The organism is Aquimarina sp. RZ0 (assembly GCF_008370685.1).
Classification (GTDB): domain Bacteria; phylum Bacteroidota; class Bacteroidia; order Flavobacteriales; family Flavobacteriaceae; genus Aquimarina.
Genome location: NZ_VTZU01000032.1, coordinates 24,991 through 43,952, shown reverse-complemented (window position 1 = coordinate 43,952; position 18,962 = coordinate 24,991). Strand labels below are relative to the sequence as shown.

Annotated in this window: 11 protein-coding genes; 2 read left to right on the top strand and 9 right to left on the bottom strand. The window is 36.5% G+C overall.

Annotated elements, in window-relative coordinates; translation table 11 throughout:
• Positions 1-507 precede the first annotated feature (507 nt).
• On the top strand, positions 508-3,393 hold the full coding sequence (locus F0000_RS13445; protein ID WP_149625238.1) for a TonB-dependent receptor: 2,886 nt from the start codon (positions 508-510) through the stop codon (positions 3,391-3,393).
• A 135-nt stretch (positions 3,394-3,528) separates the two neighbouring features.
• Here F0000_RS13445 and F0000_RS13440 read toward each other — a convergent pair whose 3' ends face one another.
• Genes F0000_RS13440 through F0000_RS13405 form a run of 8 tightly spaced genes read right to left on the bottom strand, consistent with a single transcriptional unit; the run spans position 3,529 to position 15,323 of the window.
• Positions 3,529-5,343: a cbb3-type cytochrome c oxidase subunit I gene (locus F0000_RS13440; protein WP_149625237.1), complete on the bottom strand. Its 1,815-nt coding sequence runs from the start codon at positions 5,341-5,343 to the stop codon at positions 3,529-3,531.
• Between the two features lie 48 nt (positions 5,344-5,391).
• Positions 5,392-6,465, bottom strand: a complete 1,074-nt coding sequence (locus tag F0000_RS13435) for a cytochrome c oxidase subunit II (RefSeq protein ID WP_149625236.1) — start codon at positions 6,463-6,465, stop codon at positions 5,392-5,394.
• 33 nt (positions 6,466-6,498) lie between these two features.
• Positions 6,499-7,827 (bottom strand): quinol:cytochrome C oxidoreductase, encoded by a 1,329-nt coding sequence (locus F0000_RS13430; RefSeq protein WP_149625235.1) that lies wholly within the window; start codon positions 7,825-7,827, stop codon positions 6,499-6,501.
• A 41-nt stretch (positions 7,828-7,868) separates the two neighbouring features.
• Entirely contained in the window at positions 7,869-8,525 is a 657-nt protein-coding gene (locus F0000_RS13425) for a cytochrome c (RefSeq protein ID WP_149625234.1), read from the bottom strand.
• A gap of 5 nt (positions 8,526-8,530) precedes the next feature.
• Positions 8,531-9,070 (bottom strand): DUF3341 domain-containing protein, encoded by a 540-nt coding sequence (locus tag F0000_RS13420; protein ID WP_149625233.1) that lies wholly within the window; start codon positions 9,068-9,070, stop codon positions 8,531-8,533.
• A 3-nt stretch (positions 9,071-9,073) separates the two neighbouring features.
• The gene (gene nrfD / locus F0000_RS13415) at positions 9,074-10,813 is read right to left on the bottom strand and encodes an NrfD/PsrC family molybdoenzyme membrane anchor subunit (protein WP_149625232.1); all 1,740 of its coding nucleotides are present in this window, start codon (positions 10,811-10,813) and stop codon (positions 9,074-9,076) included.
• Between the two features lie 35 nt (positions 10,814-10,848).
• Positions 10,849-13,956 (bottom strand): TAT-variant-translocated molybdopterin oxidoreductase, encoded by a 3,108-nt coding sequence (locus tag F0000_RS13410; RefSeq protein WP_149625231.1) that lies wholly within the window; start codon positions 13,954-13,956, stop codon positions 10,849-10,851.
• A 53-nt stretch (positions 13,957-14,009) separates the two neighbouring features.
• Complete coding sequence (locus tag F0000_RS13405; RefSeq protein WP_149625230.1) at positions 14,010-15,323, bottom strand: cytochrome c3 family protein; 1,314 nt, start codon at positions 15,321-15,323, stop codon at positions 14,010-14,012.
• A gap of 226 nt (positions 15,324-15,549) precedes the next feature.
• On the opposite strand from F0000_RS13405, the gene F0000_RS13400 reads away from it, so the two are divergent.
• Positions 15,550-15,996, top strand: a complete 447-nt coding sequence (locus F0000_RS13400; RefSeq protein ID WP_149625229.1) for an SPOR domain-containing protein — start codon at positions 15,550-15,552, stop codon at positions 15,994-15,996.
• Between the two features lie 83 nt (positions 15,997-16,079).
• On the opposite strand, the gene infB is transcribed toward F0000_RS13400, so the two are convergent.
• A complete protein-coding gene (infB, locus tag F0000_RS13395; RefSeq protein ID WP_149625228.1) occupies positions 16,080-18,935 on the bottom strand; it encodes a translation initiation factor IF-2 in 2,856 nt (951 codons plus the stop codon).
• Positions 18,936-18,962 lie beyond the last annotated feature (27 nt).

Genomic DNA, 18,962 nt, shown 5'->3' with positions numbered 1-18,962 from the left:
TTTGTTAGTTTTTTTAAGTTGCTCACGAATGATCAAGAATCGTCTCGGTTTCGTACTTCCTGATTTATGTAGATAGTTCCCAGATCAGACTAGCCAGACATAAATTTATGATCATAACTTGAACTAATTTCTTACCTATACAACGTATGAAATTTCGGAACAACCGCAATCTACTTCAAATTCATACCAACAAAGTAACTAAAAAAAACAGCTTATATATTTCATTCATCCTGAATTGACTTTATTATACGCATACTAAATCTAGCCACAAAACTGGAATAAAATATTTCCAAAACATAGAGATTTAGTTCACATCTTAATCAAAAGAGGGCATATTACATTTAGTAAAATGCATCTGGTAAAACTCGCTGTATTCTATTTATCAAAGTATAATGCGCCTTTACAAGTAAAAACTACTGCTACCTATATTCCTTTACGATTGCTATCAATATCATATCAAGAATTAATAAAATACTAACGTATTATTTTATTTTAAAACCAATCATTATGAAACTATCAAAGCATAAAAGCATAAATTTCATACTTTTTTTCATCCTCTTTACAGGAATATCTTTTCAGATAACCGCCCAAAATATTAAAGGGCGTGTTATTAATAATAATACAGAAGCATTAATAGGAGCTACAATTGTGGCGATAAACACTGAGCATGCATCTATTACAGATTTTGAAGGCAAATTCGATCTAGGTATTCCACCGGGAAGCTACACCTTAAAAATCAGTTACCTTGGATATGAAGATCTAACTGTAGCAATCGACCTCAAAGAAGGACAGACATTACAATTGAACGATCTCATACTCAATAATGCAGCTGTCAGTTTAGATGAACTGGTAGTTTTGGGAACCAGGAGAAAAAACCGAACCGTTATAAAATCTACGGTCCCAATCGATGTTATTGGACAGGAACAAATTGTATCCTCAGGAACCACACAAACTGTAGAATTACTACAATCATTAATCCCGTCATTGACTTCTTTTAAAAATAGTATCACAGATGGAACAGATTATGTTCGTCCTTTTAATTTAAGAGGTCTTGGATCAGAACATGTATTAGTATTGGTGAACGGTAAACGACGACATATCTCTCCTGTAGTTAACGATAATGAACAGGCTCGTGGTTCTGTAAATGTAGATCTAAACAGTATTCCTCCTTCAGCAATTGAACGAATAGAAGTACTAAGAGATGGTGCATCTGCCCAATATGGTTCTGATGCCATAGCAGGAGTAGTCAATATCGTATTGAAAAAAAACAAAAAACTTAATGTCACAGTTACTGCCGGACAAAACCTCAGTACAGAACGAAGAGGATATGCCCCAGGTGAAGGGTTAATTGCCGGACAATCAGATGCTGATTTTCAACCAGGGCTTTTTGTAAAGGATTGGGTGCGTACCGAAGAGGATATTACCCATACAGACGGAGAATCTTTAATTGTTGGTATTTCTAAAGGGTTTGATCTTGGGAAAGGAAACATTAATGCCTCACTACAATTTTGGAAACAAGGAAGATCTGACAGAGCGGGATTAGATCCGGTATATCAATATTTTGGAACATTAGCGAATGGTGAGCAAACCGGAAATCCCACTGAACTGGATTTACCTGACACTACAATTGATCCCAGAGAAGCCAGTTTTGATCGTGAGAACTGGTGGTTTGGAAAAAGTGAGCTAACAGATATTAGCGGTTTTATTAATGCAGAATATCCTATTACAGATGATCATGAGGTATATCTTTTTGGAGGAGTGAGCAGAAGAGAAGGTCGTGGCCCCTGTTTCTGGAGAGAACCAAGATCTAATAACAATGTGCGATCCATACGTCCTGATGGATACTTACCTAATATTACCCCTATTCTAAAAGATTATTCTGGTTCTGCTGGTATCAAAGGTTCGTTCGGAAAATGGAACTATGATCTAAGTGAGTCTGTTGGTTTTGGTGATTTCAATTTTAGAGGAGAAACATTGAACGTATCATTAGGCGATAATCAAAACGTATCCAATACAGGTTTGAGACCTCAGACTGACTTTGATGGCGGAGGTACACGGTTTTTACAAGCTTCCACAAATATTGATATTAGCAGAAGTATTGACATCAATCTGGCTTCTCCCCTCAATCTGGCTTTTGGATCAGAATTCAGATATGAGAGCTATGAGATATATGCTGGTGAACCTGCTGCATTTACCAATGGAGGTGTGCCTATAATTGATGGCCCTAATGCAGGAGGAGAAGCTATTATTGGTACGCAGTGTGTGCCTAGTTTTTCTGACCTGGACGCCACAACCGCAAACCGGTCTAATATTTCCTTTTATACAGATCTAGAAACTGATATTATCCCATCATTAACTATTGGAGTTGCGGGTCGTTTTGAAAATTACTCTGATTTTGGGAGTACTGTCAATGGGAAACTATCTGGTAGATGGGAAATAACTGAAGGAATGGCAATACGATCCTCCACAAGCACAGGTTTTAGAGCACCTGCACTCGCCCAACAAAACTATTCTAATCGTTCATTACAGCCCGCAGGAGATGGTTCCTTACAACAAACAGGAACTTTCCCAGTGGATACAGAAATTGCCAGAGCAATAGGTGCCAGAGAATTAAATCCAGAAAAAGCAACTAATATTAGCGGCGGAATTACTTACAACACAAAAGATTTATCTATCACTATTGACGCATATCAAACAAATGTAAATGACAGAATTATTTTGTCAGAACAATTTGCGGGTATCCAGGAAGGCGGTCAAAATCTCTTGGCAAATTTTCTAGAAACCATTGCTCCTGGTTCAGGTATTACTCAGGTAAATTATTTTACTAATGGATTGGATACGCGCACCCGAGGCCTTGATATATTAATCAATTATAATGTAACATTTGGAGGCGTCATAGAAAACAAGCTTGGATTTACAGTATCTGCCAATTTTAATAGCACACGTATTACCAATGAAAAACAAATTGAAACACCTGAGGAACTGACACCTTTTTCAGAAACTCCTTTATTAGGACATAGCAATCAGGTGCGCATAGAGAATAGTGCTCCTTCCAGTGTAGGAAACTTTATTATTAATTACGAAAGATCTAAGTTGAATGTTCTTATAAAATCGATCTATTATGGAGAAATCACCGCTTCTGAGCGTTTTGCTAACAATCGACCAGAATTTGATCATACTTATGGAGGTCAACTTATCAATGATATGGAAGTAAGTTATAAACTCATGTCTGATAAGTTACGAATTGCTGTAGGTTCTAATAATCTATTCAATATCTATCCAGAAAAACGGTTCAAGTCAATGAGCAGGAATGGTGTATTTCCATATTCTGGATTTGTGCCTTATGGCTTTACAGGAAGATATGTGTACACGCGATTAAATTTTATTTTATAAAGAATCACACAGTACACGCTCCATTCTTTTTCATTTGCATAATGTTAAAACAAAAATGGTCTTGTACAAACATAAAAAGCTTTTCATTTTCATGAAAAGCTTTTTTTATATCTATATAATATATCTATATTCTTTTTAATGATGCATCTCTTCTTCTCCATCTTGCAACGGAGTAATTTGAGAAACATAATCCTGTCCTGCTATAACATATTCTCCATCTTCATTGGTTTTACTATAATCATAAGGCCATCTATATACGTGAGGAATAGCTCCAGGCCAGTTTCCGTGGATATGCTCCACAGGTGTTGTCCACTCCATAGTATTAGAACTCCAAGGATTCTGCACTGCTTTCTTTCCGTAGAAAATAGAAACTATAAAATTATATAAGAACACCAACTGAGCTGCTGCCGTGATTAATGCAAAAACAGTAATCAACACATTTGTATCAGACAAATCATCAAAATAAGGAAAGTAACTATTGGTATAATAACGTCTTGGCAGTCCCGCCATTCCTATAAAGTGCATTGGGAAAAATACTCCATAAGCTCCTACTGCTGTCACCCAGAAATGTATATACCCAAGATTCTTATTCATCATCTTACCATACATCTTAGGAAACCAGTGATATACTCCTGCAAATAAACCATATAATGCAGATATACCCATCACCAGGTGAAAGTGAGCTACTACAAAATATGTATCGTGCACATTGATATCTAATGTACTATCCCCTAGAATAATCCCTGTAAGACCTCCTGTTATAAATGTAGATACTAATCCTATAGAAAAGAGCATTGCAGGGTTTAACTGCAGGTTACCTTTCCATAATGTCGTTATATAATTAAATGATTTTACCGCTGATGGTATCGCAATTAATAATGTTGTAAATGTAAATACAGAACCTAAAAATGGATTCATCCCTGATATAAACATATGATGTCCCCAAACAATTGTAGATAAAAATGCAATTGCCAGAATAGAAGCAACCATCGCTCGATATCCAAATATTGGTTTACGAGAATTTGTAGCAATAATCTCTGAAGTGATTCCTAATGCCGGTAATAATACAATGTATACTTCTGGATGCCCTAAGAACCAAAATAAATGTTCGAAGAGAACCGGAGATCCTCCTTGATTATGCAATACTTCACCTGCAATATAAATATCACTTAAGTAAAAAGAAGTGCCAAAACCTCTATCCATAATTAATAACAAAGCTGCAGATAGTAATACCGGGAATGATACAATACCAATAATAGCTGTCACAAAAAATGCCCAGATTGTTAATGGCATACGTGTCATAGACATGCCTTTGGTTCGTAAATTAATCACGGTTACTACATAATTTAATGAACCTAATAAAGAAGATGCAATAAAAATAGCCATAGAGACTAACCACAATGTCATCCCTGTTCCTGATCCACCGATTGCCTGTGGTAATGCACTTAATGGAGGATAGATAGTCCACCCTGCTGATGCAGGACCTGCCTCTGCAAAAAGAGAAAGTACCATAATTACACTACTTAAGAAAAACAACCAGTAAGAAATCATATTTAAGAACCCTGAAGCCATGTCTCTCGCACCAATCTGTAATGGAATCAAAAGGTTACTAAACGTACCACTTAATCCCGCCGTAAGTACGAAGAATACCATAATAGTACCATGGATAGTTACCAAGGCAAGATACATACTTGGATCCATTACTCCATCGGTTCCAAATTTTCCTAATAATACTTCAAAAATAGTAAACTTATGATCAGGCCAGGCTAATTGTAATCTAAACAATATAGACATGGCTATACCAATAATCCCCATAATCAAACCAGTAACTAAATACTGTTTTGAGATCATTTTATGATCCTGACTAAAAATATATTTAGTGATAAATGTCTCTTTATGATGATGTCCGTGATCTTCTTCGTGACCATCTACAGTTGCTATTGCTGACATACGTTATTCTTTTAATAAAATATATTAATTTTTCTTTTCTCTCTTAGCTTAGTTACTTGCCTGTGCTGATAATTGGTCTTTAAACGTTTGTTGCGTTTTTAACCATGTATTATACTCCTCTTCAGACTCTACAACGATCTTCATTTGCATATTATAATGCGAAGCTCCACAAATTTTATTACATAACAGGTAATATTCAAATTCATAAGTTTCTAAAGCTTCATCTCCCGCAGCAACTAATTTCTTACTCTTCTTTTTTCTGATCTTATTAATGGTAGCAACCTTCTCAACCATGAAATCACTATTCTTCATCTCCTCAGATGTCATCGTTGGAGTATAAGAAAATTCAGTAATCATACCAGGAACAACATTCATTTGCGCTCTAAAGAAAGGCATATATGCTGAGTGTAATACATCCTGTGATCGCATTTTAAAGATAACTTTTCTATTTACAGGTAAATGTAGTTCATTAGTGATCTTATCATCCATACCATATGAATCAGAAACATCTACTCCTAATGTATTAACACCTTCTATAAAACGAACATTCGCTTTTCCTAATACATTATCCTGACCTGCATATCTCGCTCTCCAATCAAATTGGTATGCATATAATTCAACTATTAATGGATCTCCTTCCTCTTCATCAATATTCATAATATCAGTCCAGGTAAATAATCCATATATAATCAATCCAGCTAATACAATTACTGGTATGATAGTCCAGATAAATTCTAATTTATCATTATCAGCAAAGAACAATGCTTTATTTTCTTTTTTACCTCTATACGTATAAGCAAAGAAATGTAATAATCCCTGTGTTATAAACTGAACAACAAAAATCAACACCATAGAAATTATCATCAACCTGTCATAATCAACCCCATGTGCAGAAGCAGACTCAGGAAGGAAAAAACTATGATATTGCACAAAACAATATATAGTTAAAAGATACATGAATATTACAAAAGCAAGCATTAACTTACCTTGTAAGTTATTATCCTTGTCGTTAGCTACCTGAGAATTATCTGATTTTACTTGAGACAATTTTAAAATCTTCGACATCTGCCACAACGAGATCCCAATAAGTGCTAAAACTACTATAGTTAAGAATACAGTCATTTTTATCTATCTTCTTTTTTACAATCTATTTTTTTAATAATGGAAATGTTTACTTTCCTCGATATAAGGATTACCCTTAGCCAATAATGGTGCTTTAGTCAATGCATTAAACACAACATATAAGAATATTCCTAAAAATAACAACACAGCGCTAATTTCAGAAATTCCTATAAACCAAGATGTGCCTACTGTCGCTGGCATTACCATATTAAACACATCAATATAGTGCCCACACAAAATAACAATACCTGCCATTACCACAAACCAGTTTAAACGTTTGTAATCACTATTCATCAATACTAATAATGGAAAAATAAAGTTCATTGCCAGCATCCCAAAGAATGGTAATTTATAATCTTCTATACGCGTAATAAAGTATGTTACTTCTTCAGGAATATTAGAATACCATATTAACATAAATTGAGAGAACCATAAGTAAGTCCAGAATATACTAACACCAAACATAAACTTAGCCAAATCGTGAATATGACTATTATTTACGAATTCCATATATCCTTTAGATTTCAAATAAATTGTAATCAATGCAATAGTAGTAATACCAGATACAAATAAACTTGCAAATACATACCATCCAAACAATGTACTGAACCAGTGTGGATCAAAACTCATAATCCAATCCCAAGAAGCCATGGATTCGGTATATATAAAAAACACAAGGAATCCTGCAGAAATTTTGAAACTTTTCTTATACCATCGATTACCTGTTGGGTCTTCATCTTGTTTTCTTGAATATTTAATCGCAAAATGACGATATAACAGCCATCCACTTAAAAAGATGATCGCTCTTATAACAAATCCTGTTCCGTTAAGCCAACCTGATTTACCTTGAATTAATTTATCATGAGCTACGACTTCTGGATCTGCCCATACAAATAGATGATTTATATGAAAACCGGATAATGCAAGGATTACAAATAATATAATTCCTCCGGGAACCAAATATGCTGTTATTGCTTCCATTACCCTAAAAAGTACTGGAGACCAGCCTGCCTGTGCTGCAAATTGAATTGCATAAAATGCTAATACACCTAAAGCAATCATAAAAAAGAAAAACGCTGCTATATACAATGCTGCCCAAGGCTTATTTTGCAGCTGATGCAATATATGTTCGTAATGCGCATCACCCCCATGAGCTGTCTCTTCTCCATGACTTTCATCACCGTGATGATCTGCTTTTGCTTTTGATTCACTATGTCCTCCATGCGCATCGTGCGCTGCCATCTCTTTTTTTACATCTTCAATAGTACCTGGAGTAGACAGAAAACCATATGAAAGGCCCAATACCCCAATAACTACAAGGACGATAGAAAATAATTTTAATTTACTTGATAGCGTATACATATCTTTATAATATCGTTATTCTTAACTTCTTTACGAATGCACTAATGTGCGTTACTATGATTCTTTTCTGTCGGTTCTTGATCGTGATGTACTTCAGGCAATTTTGCTTCAGCGACATCAGTATCAATACGTGGAGTCTTACCTTCCAAATCAGCTTTTAACTTCTGTACATATTGAACAATTTGCCAACGCTCATGTTCACTTGTTTGAGAAGCATATGATCCCATAGTATTAATTCCGTAATACATTACATGGTAAATACTTCCTTCTGTAATAGCACGACCAGCATCATCATAACTAGGCACTCCTAATATCTTTTCTCTTTTTACTAAAGTACCTTTACCGTTACCTTTGTCTCCGTGACAGATTGCACAATAGATGTCATACAAAGCTTTTCCCGCTTCTTGATTATCCTTTCTATAACGAATAGGATTCTTTAAAGAATCTTTTGCCATTTGATATCCTTCATTAGAGTTTTTGTAATCATAAGGCATCCACCCTCTGGGTATAGAACCTTCTGCCGGAAGCTTTGCTTCCTGACCGTTCTCTCCAAAAACATCATACTCACCATAAGGTTCATATCCTATAGGTTCATACATATTAGGCATATACTGATAATTACGTTTTGAATCTTTTTTACAAGACAAAACACTCATTATCACCAGTGCTACTATTATAATATTTATACTATTCTTCATTATTACTAATGCTTATCTTCTTGCTTATCTATTACTTTGATCTCTACCGCTCCCGTACTACTTAAGAAACTTGTCATGGTATTTACATCATGATGACTAGCATCCAGTTCCATTAAGAAATGATCATCTGTCGTTCTTACATCTGGATTTTCTGCTTCTTTAAAAGGCCATAACTTACTTCTCATATAAAAAGTAATTACCATTAAATGGGCTGCAAAGAATACTGTAAGTTCAAACATTATCGGAACAAAAGCCGGCATATTCTCGAGATAGCTAAAACTCGGTTTCCCTCCAATATTCTGAGGCCAATCTTCTATCATAATATAATTCATCATAGTAATTGCCACAGTAAGCCCTACACATCCATACATAAATGATGTAATTGCTAATCTGGTCGGCGCCAATCCCATTGCCTTATCAAGACCGTGTACCGGAAAAGGAGTATATACCTCTTCAATATGATAATGTTCTCCTCGGACCTGTTTTACAGCGTCCATCAGGACATCATCATCTGTATATAATGCATGTATAACCTTTGATGCCATACTCTAGTTGTTTTTTAATTTGTCAGCTTGTCCAGCCCAGTCATCACGTTGTGCTCTACCTGGGAAAGATCCAGTAATACTATCTAATAAATTGTATTCAGTTTCAGTCATTCTACTTACCTGATCGAAAGTAAAAATTCCAATCTCATTTAATTTTGTTTCCATCACGGGACCGATACCATTCACTTTTTTGAGATCATCAGCTGTTTCTGTAGCTGCATCAAATGTACCTATATTATCCAATAAGCTATTTATATCTTCCTGACTTGCTTCTTCAACCTGTTTCTCCACTATCTCTGAAGCTTCACCTTTTATTGTTATTTTTGCTTTTACCTTTGGAAGTTCATCTCTATGGTCAATACCAGCTTCTCTAAGTTTCTTATACTTCTCTCCAGATGATTTTAAAATTGTTTTCACTTCTGCCTGTGCAATTACAGGGAAAGTACGTGCATATAATAAGAATAACACAAAGAAGAATCCAATAGTACCTATAAATATTCCTATATCCACAAATGTAGGAGAGAACATAGTCCATGATGATGGCAAATAATCTCTATGAAGTGATGTCACAATAATTACAAAACGCTCAAACCACATTCCTATATTCACAACAATAGAAATAATAAATGAGAACATAATACTTCTTCTCAGTTTAGGAAACCACATGAACTGTGGCGAGAATACATTACAAGACATCATTGCCCAATATGCCCACCAATAAGGTCCGGTTGCTCTGTTTAGGAATGCATACTGTTCGTACTCTACTCCAGAATACCAGGCAACAAATAACTCTGTTATATATGCTACACCTACTATAGAACCTGTAATCATAATTACAATGTTCATTAATTCGATATGCTGAATAGTAATATAATTTTCCAGGTTAGACACTTTTCTCATAATAATAAGAAGTGTATTTACCATTGCAAACCCAGAGAAAATCGCTCCTGCCACAAAGTATGGAGGAAATATTGTGGTATGCCATCCAGGAATAACCGATGTTGCAAAGTCAAAAGATACAATTGTATGCACAGAAAGTACTAAAGGCGTTGCTAATCCTGCAAGTACCAAAGATACTTCTTCAAAACGTTGCCAATCTTTTGCTCTACCACTCCATCCGAATGAAAGTATGCTATAAATTCTCTTATTAAAAGGTGTTATTGCACGGTCTCTGATCATTGCAAAATCAGGTAATAAACCAGTCCACCAGAAAACTAATGACACTGAAAGATAGGTAGAGATTGCAAATACATCCCAAAGCAGTGGTGAATTAAAGTTTACCCATAAGGATCCAAATTGATTAGGAATCGGTAGAACCCAATATGCTAACCAGGGACGCCCCATATGGATGATCGGAAACAAACCTGCCTGAATAACCGAAAATATAGTCATCGCCTCTGCCGATCGGTTAATTGCCATTCTCCATTTCTGACGGAATAATAGCAGTACTGCAGATATCAGAGTTCCTGCGTGACCGATACCTACCCACCAAACAAAGTTGGTAATATCCCAGGCCCATCCTACTGTTTTATTTAACCCCCAGGTTCCGATTCCCGTGGATACTGTGTAAATTATACAACCTATTCCCCAAAGGAAAGCAATAAGCGCGATAGAAAATACAATCCACCAAGATTTATTTGCTTTACCTTCAACTGGTGCTGCTACATCCACGGTTACATCGTGATATGTTTTATCACCAGTTACTAAAGGCTTTCTTATAGGTGCTTCGTAATGAGACATAATCCTTTATAATTGAATTGATTCTTTATTAGTTTAAATTAAGCTTCCGTAGTATTTCTTACTTTAGTCTGATACATAACATTGGGTTTTGTACCTACATGCTCTAGTAAGTGATACATACGGTTATCTTTTGTAAGCTCAGCTACTTTACTTTTCTTATCATTGATATCACCGAATGTCATTGCACCAGATGAACAAGCTGCTGAACAGGCTGTCTGGAATTCCTCATCTCTGACAAGTCTTCCATCTCTTTTGGCATCCAGGATTGTTTTCTGTGTCATTTGGATACACATTGAACATTTCTCCATAACCCCTCTGGATCGTACAGTAACATCAGGATTAACCACCATTCGACCAAGATCATTATTCATATGATAGTCAAACTCATCATTCTCACTATATAAGAACCAGTTAAACCTACGTACTTTATAAGGGCAGTTATTCGCACAATATCTTGTCCCCACACAGCGGTTATATGCCATATGATTTTGACCTTGTCTACCGTGAGATGTCGCTGCCACAGGACAAACAGTTTCACAAGGAGCGTGATTACAATGCTGACACATAACTGGCTGAAAAGCTACCTGTGGATTTTCGGATGGTGATTCCATCTCTCCAAACTCAGATAAAGAACTTCCTAAACCAGCTATATTTTCTTTTTTATCATTATCTCCTACAAAACTTTCTTCTGATGAATAATAACGGTCTATACGTAACCAATGCATATCACGAGATCTACGAATCTCGGACTTACCAACAACAGGAACATTGTTCTCTGCATGACAAGCAATTACACAAGCACCACAACCTGTACAAGCATTAAGATCAATAGAAAGATTAAAATGATGACCTACTGACCGATCAAATTCATCCCAAAGATCAACTTCTGGTGAAGTAACTTCGTATTCTATATGGTTTTTACTCACTTCTGGAATCGCATTCCATTCGTGCTTATCTTTTGTATTAAATATCTCTAAAGTCGTTTCTTTAATAATATCACCACGACCCATTAAAGTATTATGCAACTGAACACAGGCAAACTCGTGAGTTCCTTCAGCCTTTGCAAGAGTAATAGATTGCACTGCATTTTGGTTTTGATATAATGCATATGCATTCACCCCCACCTGCATTTCTTCTTTTATATTTTTTACTTTACCGTATCCTAATGCCAGTCCCACAGAACCTTTTGCCTGTCCTGGCTGAATGATTACCGGAGCTACTATTGCCACTCCATTTACTGTAACCTTAGCATAACTGCCATTTAAAGCTCCGTTGGCTACATTCTCATTAATTAACCCAAGTTCTTTTGCATCTGCTTTAGAAACTGTAAGGTAATTATCCCAGGAAGCTCTTGTAATAGGATCCGGCATTTCCTGTAACCAAGGGTTATTTGCCTGTTGCCCGTCTCCGAGAGCAGTCTTTGTATATAGGGTAAGCTCTAATCCTGTAGACTTTGCTGTTGATAATCTTCTAGCAGCAGCCCCTACATTAGGACCAACAGGAGCTACAGTTTCTACTTCTCCTTCTGGAGTTTCAATAGCTACTTCTAATGATTCTTTGGCAAGTATAGGTTTTACCAATACTCCATCGTGCAAAGCCTGATTCCAGGAAGTACCTCCAAGAACACCTGTCCATGCATTTTTAATATAATCATTGTATGATACCGTATTCCCTGTCCATTTTAATAATGTTTCCTGAAATTGACGTGTATCAAATAATGGTCGAATGGTTGGTTGCATTAAACTGTAACTACCTTTCTTTAGCTCTACATCTCCCCAAGACTCTAAATAATGAGGCGTAGTTGCTATATAACTACATGCAGATGCTGTCTCATCATTGTGCATACTAAATGCAACAGAAACAGCTACTTTTGAAAGTCCTTCTTTAAACGCATTAGCATTCGGGAGTGAGTATGCAGGATTCACACCAGCGATCAATAAACCACCTACACGACCAGCATTCATATCCTTTATCAATTGTGCTACTGCTTTTGCATTCCCCTGACGAATTTTTCGAGGTGTATCTTCATTAAACGCTTTACTCTTTATTACTTTATTTATTGCTAAAACAACTAATTGCGCATCTACATCCTGAAGACCAGAGACTACTACAGCATTTTTCCCTGCTTTTTGTATCTGCTTAGCAGCTTTTACAACTTCTGCATCTAACGCTCCATCCAAAGTTCCTTTAGCCCCGTTCCCAGTAACATATTTATATAAAGATGCTAAAACCTGCTTTTGCTGAGAAGGTGTAACCTGAACCCTTTTATCTGCATTTGCTCCAGAAAGAGACATATTTGCCTCAAACTGAATATGCTTAGACATCTTTCCATGCTTAGGAACACGCCCTTTAGCATATCCCCCATCATATCCTCCGCCTTGCCAGTCTCCCAAGAAATCAGCAGCAATACTTACTATCGTATCCGCCTTAGAGAAATCATAATCTGCTAATGCTCTTTCTCCATACATCATTTGATAAGCATCTAATGCTTCGCTATAAGAAATAGCATCATATACTACATGAGAAACGTTTGCATATTTTGATTTAAATTCGGATATTAATTTTGAAGTAGAAGGACTCGCAAATGTCTGGGTTAACAAAACAATTTGTTTCCCCTCAAGACTTTTCAGCTTAGCTCCAACTTCCTTATCCAAAGCATCCCAACTAATATCTTCTCCTGCCTTTTTTGGCCCTTGCAAACGAGAATTATCATATAAAGATAATACTGAAGCATGAACTCTGGCATTTGCTTCTCCATTAGAAGTAGCGAGATTATTATTTTCTACTTTAATAGGACGACCTTCTCTTGTTTTAATTAAAACACTAGCAAAATCAAAACCATCAGCGATTGTGGTTGCATAATAATTAGCAACCCCAGGAATAATTCTTTCTGGTTGCACAACATACGGTATCGACTTAACAACAGGTCCTTCACAAGCTGCCAAAGAGGCAGCTGCTGTACTAAAACCTACATATTTAAGAAAATCACGACGTGTCGTCGAAGAATTTTCCAGAGATGATTTATCTCCTAAAAACGCATCCGTAGGAATTTCCTTCACGAATTCGTTTTGTTGTAGCGTCTCAACAATAGAGCTATTTTCCTTTAGCTCTTCAACACTTTTCCAGTATTTCTTGTTTGATGACATATATAATTGATATTAGCTTCTTACTATTTCCGAGTTCGGACTCACTTTGATTATTAATAATGGCATTTACCACATTCCAGACCACCCATTTGCGCAGCTGTTAGTTTATCCACTCCATATTTCTTAGACAATTCTTTATGAATTTTTTCATAATATTCATTATCTGCTACTTTTATATTGGTTTCTCTGTGACAGTTTATACACCAGCCCATAGTTAACGGTGCATGCTGATACATAACCTCCATCTCTTCTACGGGACCATGACATTTTTGACATTCTACACCCGCAACGCTTACGTGTTGAGAATGATTAAAATATGCAAAATCAGGAAGATTATGAATACGAACCCATTTTACAGGCTCTGTCTCCCCAGTATATGACTGAGTCGTTTCGTCCCAGCCTGTAGCTTTATATAATTTCTTAATCTCTCCATCATAAAACTCTTTTGAATAATCAGCAGTAGCTGTAGACTCAGCAACTTCACTAATTGATTTATGACAGTTCATACATACATTAAGAGAAGGAATTCCAGAAGTTTTACTCACTCTGGCAGAAGAATGACAATATTTACATTCTATCTTATTATCACCAGCATGAATCTTATGAGAATAGTGGATTGGTTGAATTGGCTGATACCCCTGATCTACACCTACCTGCATAAAATATCCGTATACAAAATACCCACTGGCAAGTAACAAAAATATTGCTGTTACCAATACCAAAAACTGGTTTTGAACAAATGCTTTCCATATCGGAGTTCTCTCTTCTGATTCTGGTAATGCTACTCCATTTGCTTCAGCAAAACTTCTCAGCGTTTTATTAACTAAAAACAATACCACAACTAACATTAAGAACACCAATGCCAACGCTGCCAGAACAACATTAGATGAAACTCCTGAACCACCATCAGAACCTTCTCCTCCTGCTACAGAACCACCTTCTACCGGCTTAGGATCAGCTTTTGGCACCATAACATACGCCAAAATATTATCTATATCTGTGTTTGTCAACTGCGGAAATGCATTCATTGCAGTCTTATTGTACTCTTCATAAATTGCAATAGCTTCTGCGTCTCCTGCAGCAATCATTGCAGCGCTGTTTTTAATCCAAGAATACAACCACTCGGTGTTATGTCTTTCTGTCACTCCAAAAAGCGCAGGACCTGTTGCTCTTTTATATCGCTTATGGCAAGAAGCACATAAAGACTTGAATAACGCTTCTCCTTTTGCAATATCTCCACCAGCAGCCACAGCTTCTGTCGGCGCTGCTTCTTCCTGAGCAAAAACCGGATTCAATAAAGAGAATAAAAAAACAGTTCCTAAGAGTAGGAGTTTTGAGGCTGAATTTCGGTATTTAACCTGTTTCATATTATTAAGTAGAATTATCGTCTAAATTTTGGTATGGTTTTTTCAGTGTTAATTGTAAAAAAAGATTAAAAAACCACGTCCTTTTAATTCGACAGCAAAAGTACTATAATAAGTCGATTCTAGAAATGTTAGCGAACTGTTAAGTACTAATTTATAACAATTCTAAATAATATTTTTAGAGGATTGTGAGTTATTAAATTTTACCTTTGTATCAAATCTATTTGTAATGAGAATTTTAAACAAAAAAAACAGCCTTTTACTACTAGGCTTTGGTTTTTTAGGAATAGTAAATTTACATGCTCAGGATCCTATAAATTCTGACAATTCTACTGTTTTTACTACAGTAAAAGCTACTCCTCCTACCAATCCAACTGTGACTATCAATCAAGATCCAAAGATAAAACAATTATTAGCTATCAAAACAGCTATGGATAAAGACGGAACATTGAGTGACAATTACAGAATTCAACTATACAACGGAAACATGAAACAGGCTCAAAAAATTTTAAAGAAAGCCGAAGCTGCATTTCCGCAATGGGAAACAAATTTTAAATGGGAAACCCCAGATTTTAAGGTATGGATAGGCAACTATCGAAGTAAATTAGAAACCGATAGAGCCCTGAAAGAAATAAAAAAAGAGTTCCCCGGAGCATTTAGTTTTTCTAATAAGTAGAAAAAACTTATTCTTCATAAAAAAGCGATGCTCAAACAAATTTGTTTGAGCATCGCTTTTTTATGTTTCTAAAAGAAATTTAATTACAATTTCTTCTTAACTGCTACTTCCTGGAAAGATTCGATTACATCCCCTATCTTGATATCATTATAGTTCTTGACTTGCAATCCACAATCATATCCTTTTGCAACTTCTTTCGCATCATCCTTGAACCTTTTTAAAGACGAAAGCTCTCCTGTATATACCACAACACCTTCTCTAATCAAACGGACTCCAGCATTACGGACTATCTTACCTGTCTGCACCATACATCCGGCAATTGTACCTACTTTAGAAATTTTGAATGTTTCTCTTATTTCTGCTGTACCTGTAATTTCTTCTTTCATTACCGGAGACAGCATCCCTTCCATCGCATCCTTAAGATCATTGATAGCATCATAGATAATAGAATATGTTCTAATATCAATCTCTTCTTTATCAGCAACCATTCTGGCATTACCAGCTGGTCTCACGTTAAATCCTATAATTATCGCATCAGAAGCAGAAGCTAACAATACATCACTTTCTGTTATTGCACCTACGGCTTTATGAATAATATTTACATGTATCTCTTCTGTAGATAGTTTCTGGAACGAATCTGTCAAAGCTTCTACAGAACCATCAACATCTCCTTTAAGTATAATATTTAATTCTTTAAAGTCACCAAGCGCAATTCTACGTCCTATTTCATCAAGTGTAATATGACGTTGCGTACGCACAGATTGCTCCCTATGTAATTGAGCACGTTTTGCTGCAATATCCTTAGCCTCTCTTTCATCTTCCAACACGCTAAATTTATCTCCTGCCTGTGGTGCTCCATCAAGTCCTAATATCGAAACTGGTGTTGAAGGCCCTGCCTCCTTAACATTATTTCCTCGCTCATCTTGCATCGCCTTAATCTTACCACTATTTTTTCCTGCCAGTACATAATCTCCAACACGAAGTGTTCCCGTCTGCACTAATATAGTAGATACATATCCTCGACCTTTATCCAAGAATGCTTCTACTACAGTTCCTGCAGCAAACCTATCTGGATTTGCTTTGAGCTCTAATATTTCAGCTTCCAGCAATACTTTTTCTAATAATTCTTTAACCCCTGTACCTGTTTTTGCAGAAATATCGTGAGATTGAATACTACCTCCCCAATCTTCTACTAATAAGTTCATAGAAGCTAATTTCTCTTTTATTTTCTCGGGATTCGCTTCGGGTCTATCTACTTTATTTATAGCAAAAACAATAGGAACCCCTGCTGCTTGTGCATGACTGATTGCTTCTTTTGTTTGTGGCATAACATCATCATCTGCCGCAATAACTATAATTGCCAAATCCGTGACTTGAGCACCACGAGCACGCATAGCCGTAAATGCTTCGTGACCCGGCGTATCCAAAAATGCGATCTTTTGCCCGCTTTCTAACTGAACTCCATATGCACCAATATGCTGTGTAATTCCTCCACTTTCTCCTGCTATCACATTTTCCTCACGAATATAATCTAACAATGACGTTTTTCCGTGATCAACATGCCCCATTACTGTGACGATAGGAGCTCTATTTACAAGATCTTCCGGAGCATCTACTATTTCTTCAATTGCTTCTTCGATATCAGAAGTTACAAAATCCACTTCATACCCAAACTCATCGGCAACAATAGAAAGTGTTTCTGCATCCAGTCGTTGATTCATCGTAACCATAATACCAAGAGACATACAAGCAGAGATCACCTGTGTAATAGGAACACTCATCATCGTCGCCACTTCTGAGACAGTCACAAATTCTGTTACTTTAAGAACTTTGCTTTCTTCTTCTTGCTGAGCTACATCATCTTCAACTTTCTGACGGTGTTGATCACGCTTATCTCTACGATATTTAGCAGCTTTCGATTTATTAGATTTACCTTGGAGTTTCTCTAAGGTTTCTCTAACCTGCTTTTGCACTTCTTCTTCACTAGGCTCCTCTTTTACAACTGCTGGTCTCTTTCCTTTTGCCAATCCACGATTTGCTGGACCACGATTTCCCGGTCCACGATTTCCACCTGGAGCCCTATTACCTGGTCCACGGTTTCCACCACCTTGCCTATTATTATTACCCGCTCCACCTGGTTTAGATCCTGCTCCTTCTTTACTAATTCTTCTACGGCGTTTTTTAGGATCTCCTCCAGCCTTTTCGGATTTGTCTTCCTTCTTTTTTGGAGGCTTTTGAAACTTTGTTAAATCAATTTTTTGTCCTGTAAAATTAGGGCCATCAAGCTTTTTATATTGAGTTTCAACCTTTACTGGTTCTGCCGGAACTTCTGGTTCCTGAGGCTCTGCTGCTTCTTTCTTGGCAGCAGGCTGTTCCGCCTGTTTATTTGCCTTTTTCTGCTCTAAATCTATTGCAGCTATTTTAGCAATTTTAATAGATTTTTTAACCGGTCTGTTAGAAACAACTTCAGGTTTCTTTTCTTCTGGTTTTGGCTTTTCCTCTATTTTATCAGTTTGCTCTATTTTCTCTTCTTTCTCAGGAGTTTTCACCTCTTTTGCTTCGGGCTTTTCGGTAACTTCTTCCTTCTTATCCAGTTCAATCTTACCTACTTGCTTAGGTCCAGCTAATTGAGCTTTGGCTTTTACAACTTCACGCGCTTCAGCAACCTTACGCTTCTCTTGCTGCTCTGTCTCTATCTGCACGCGTAAAGCTTCTTTTTCCTTTCTTTTTTCTTCACCAACTTCTTTTGAAGCTACCTTTTTACTCTTATCGGTTTGAAACTCATCAAACAAGAGCTGATAGATCTCTGGAGAAATTTTTGTGGTAGGACGCGAGTCTATCTCATGACCCTTTGAATTCAAAAAGTCAACAGCCCGATCTAGCGAGATATTGAATTCGCGTAATACCTTATTTAATCTCATTGTTCTTGCTTCAGCCATAAATGCCTTATTATTTTATGCTCAAAT

What these genes read in the sequence shown, in the direction of transcription:
- F0000_RS13445 (WP_149625238.1), top strand. Translation starts at nt 508, where the DNA reads ATGAAACTATCAAAGCATAAAAGCATAAATTTCATACTTTTTTTCATC.
- F0000_RS13440 (WP_149625237.1), bottom strand. Translation starts at nt 5,343, where the DNA reads ATGTCAGCAATAGCAACTGTAGATGGTCACGAAGAAGATCACGGACAT.
- F0000_RS13405 (WP_149625230.1), bottom strand. Translation starts at nt 15,323, where the DNA reads ATGAAACAGGTTAAATACCGAAATTCAGCCTCAAAACTCCTACTCTTA.
- F0000_RS13410 (WP_149625231.1), bottom strand. Translation starts at nt 13,956, where the DNA reads ATGTCATCAAACAAGAAATACTGGAAAAGTGTTGAAGAGCTAAAGGAA.
- infB (WP_149625228.1), bottom strand. Translation starts at nt 18,935, where the DNA reads ATGGCTGAAGCAAGAACAATGAGATTAAATAAGGTATTACGCGAATTC.
- F0000_RS13400 (WP_149625229.1), top strand. Translation starts at nt 15,550, where the DNA reads ATGAGAATTTTAAACAAAAAAAACAGCCTTTTACTACTAGGCTTTGGT.
- F0000_RS13430 (WP_149625235.1), bottom strand. Translation starts at nt 7,827, where the DNA reads ATGTATACGCTATCAAGTAAATTAAAATTATTTTCTATCGTCCTTGTA.
- F0000_RS13435 (WP_149625236.1), bottom strand. Translation starts at nt 6,465, where the DNA reads ATGACTGTATTCTTAACTATAGTAGTTTTAGCACTTATTGGGATCTCG.
- F0000_RS13420 (WP_149625233.1), bottom strand. Translation starts at nt 9,070, where the DNA reads ATGGCATCAAAGGTTATACATGCATTATATACAGATGATGATGTCCTG.
- F0000_RS13425 (WP_149625234.1), bottom strand. Translation starts at nt 8,525, where the DNA reads ATGAAGAATAGTATAAATATTATAATAGTAGCACTGGTGATAATGAGT.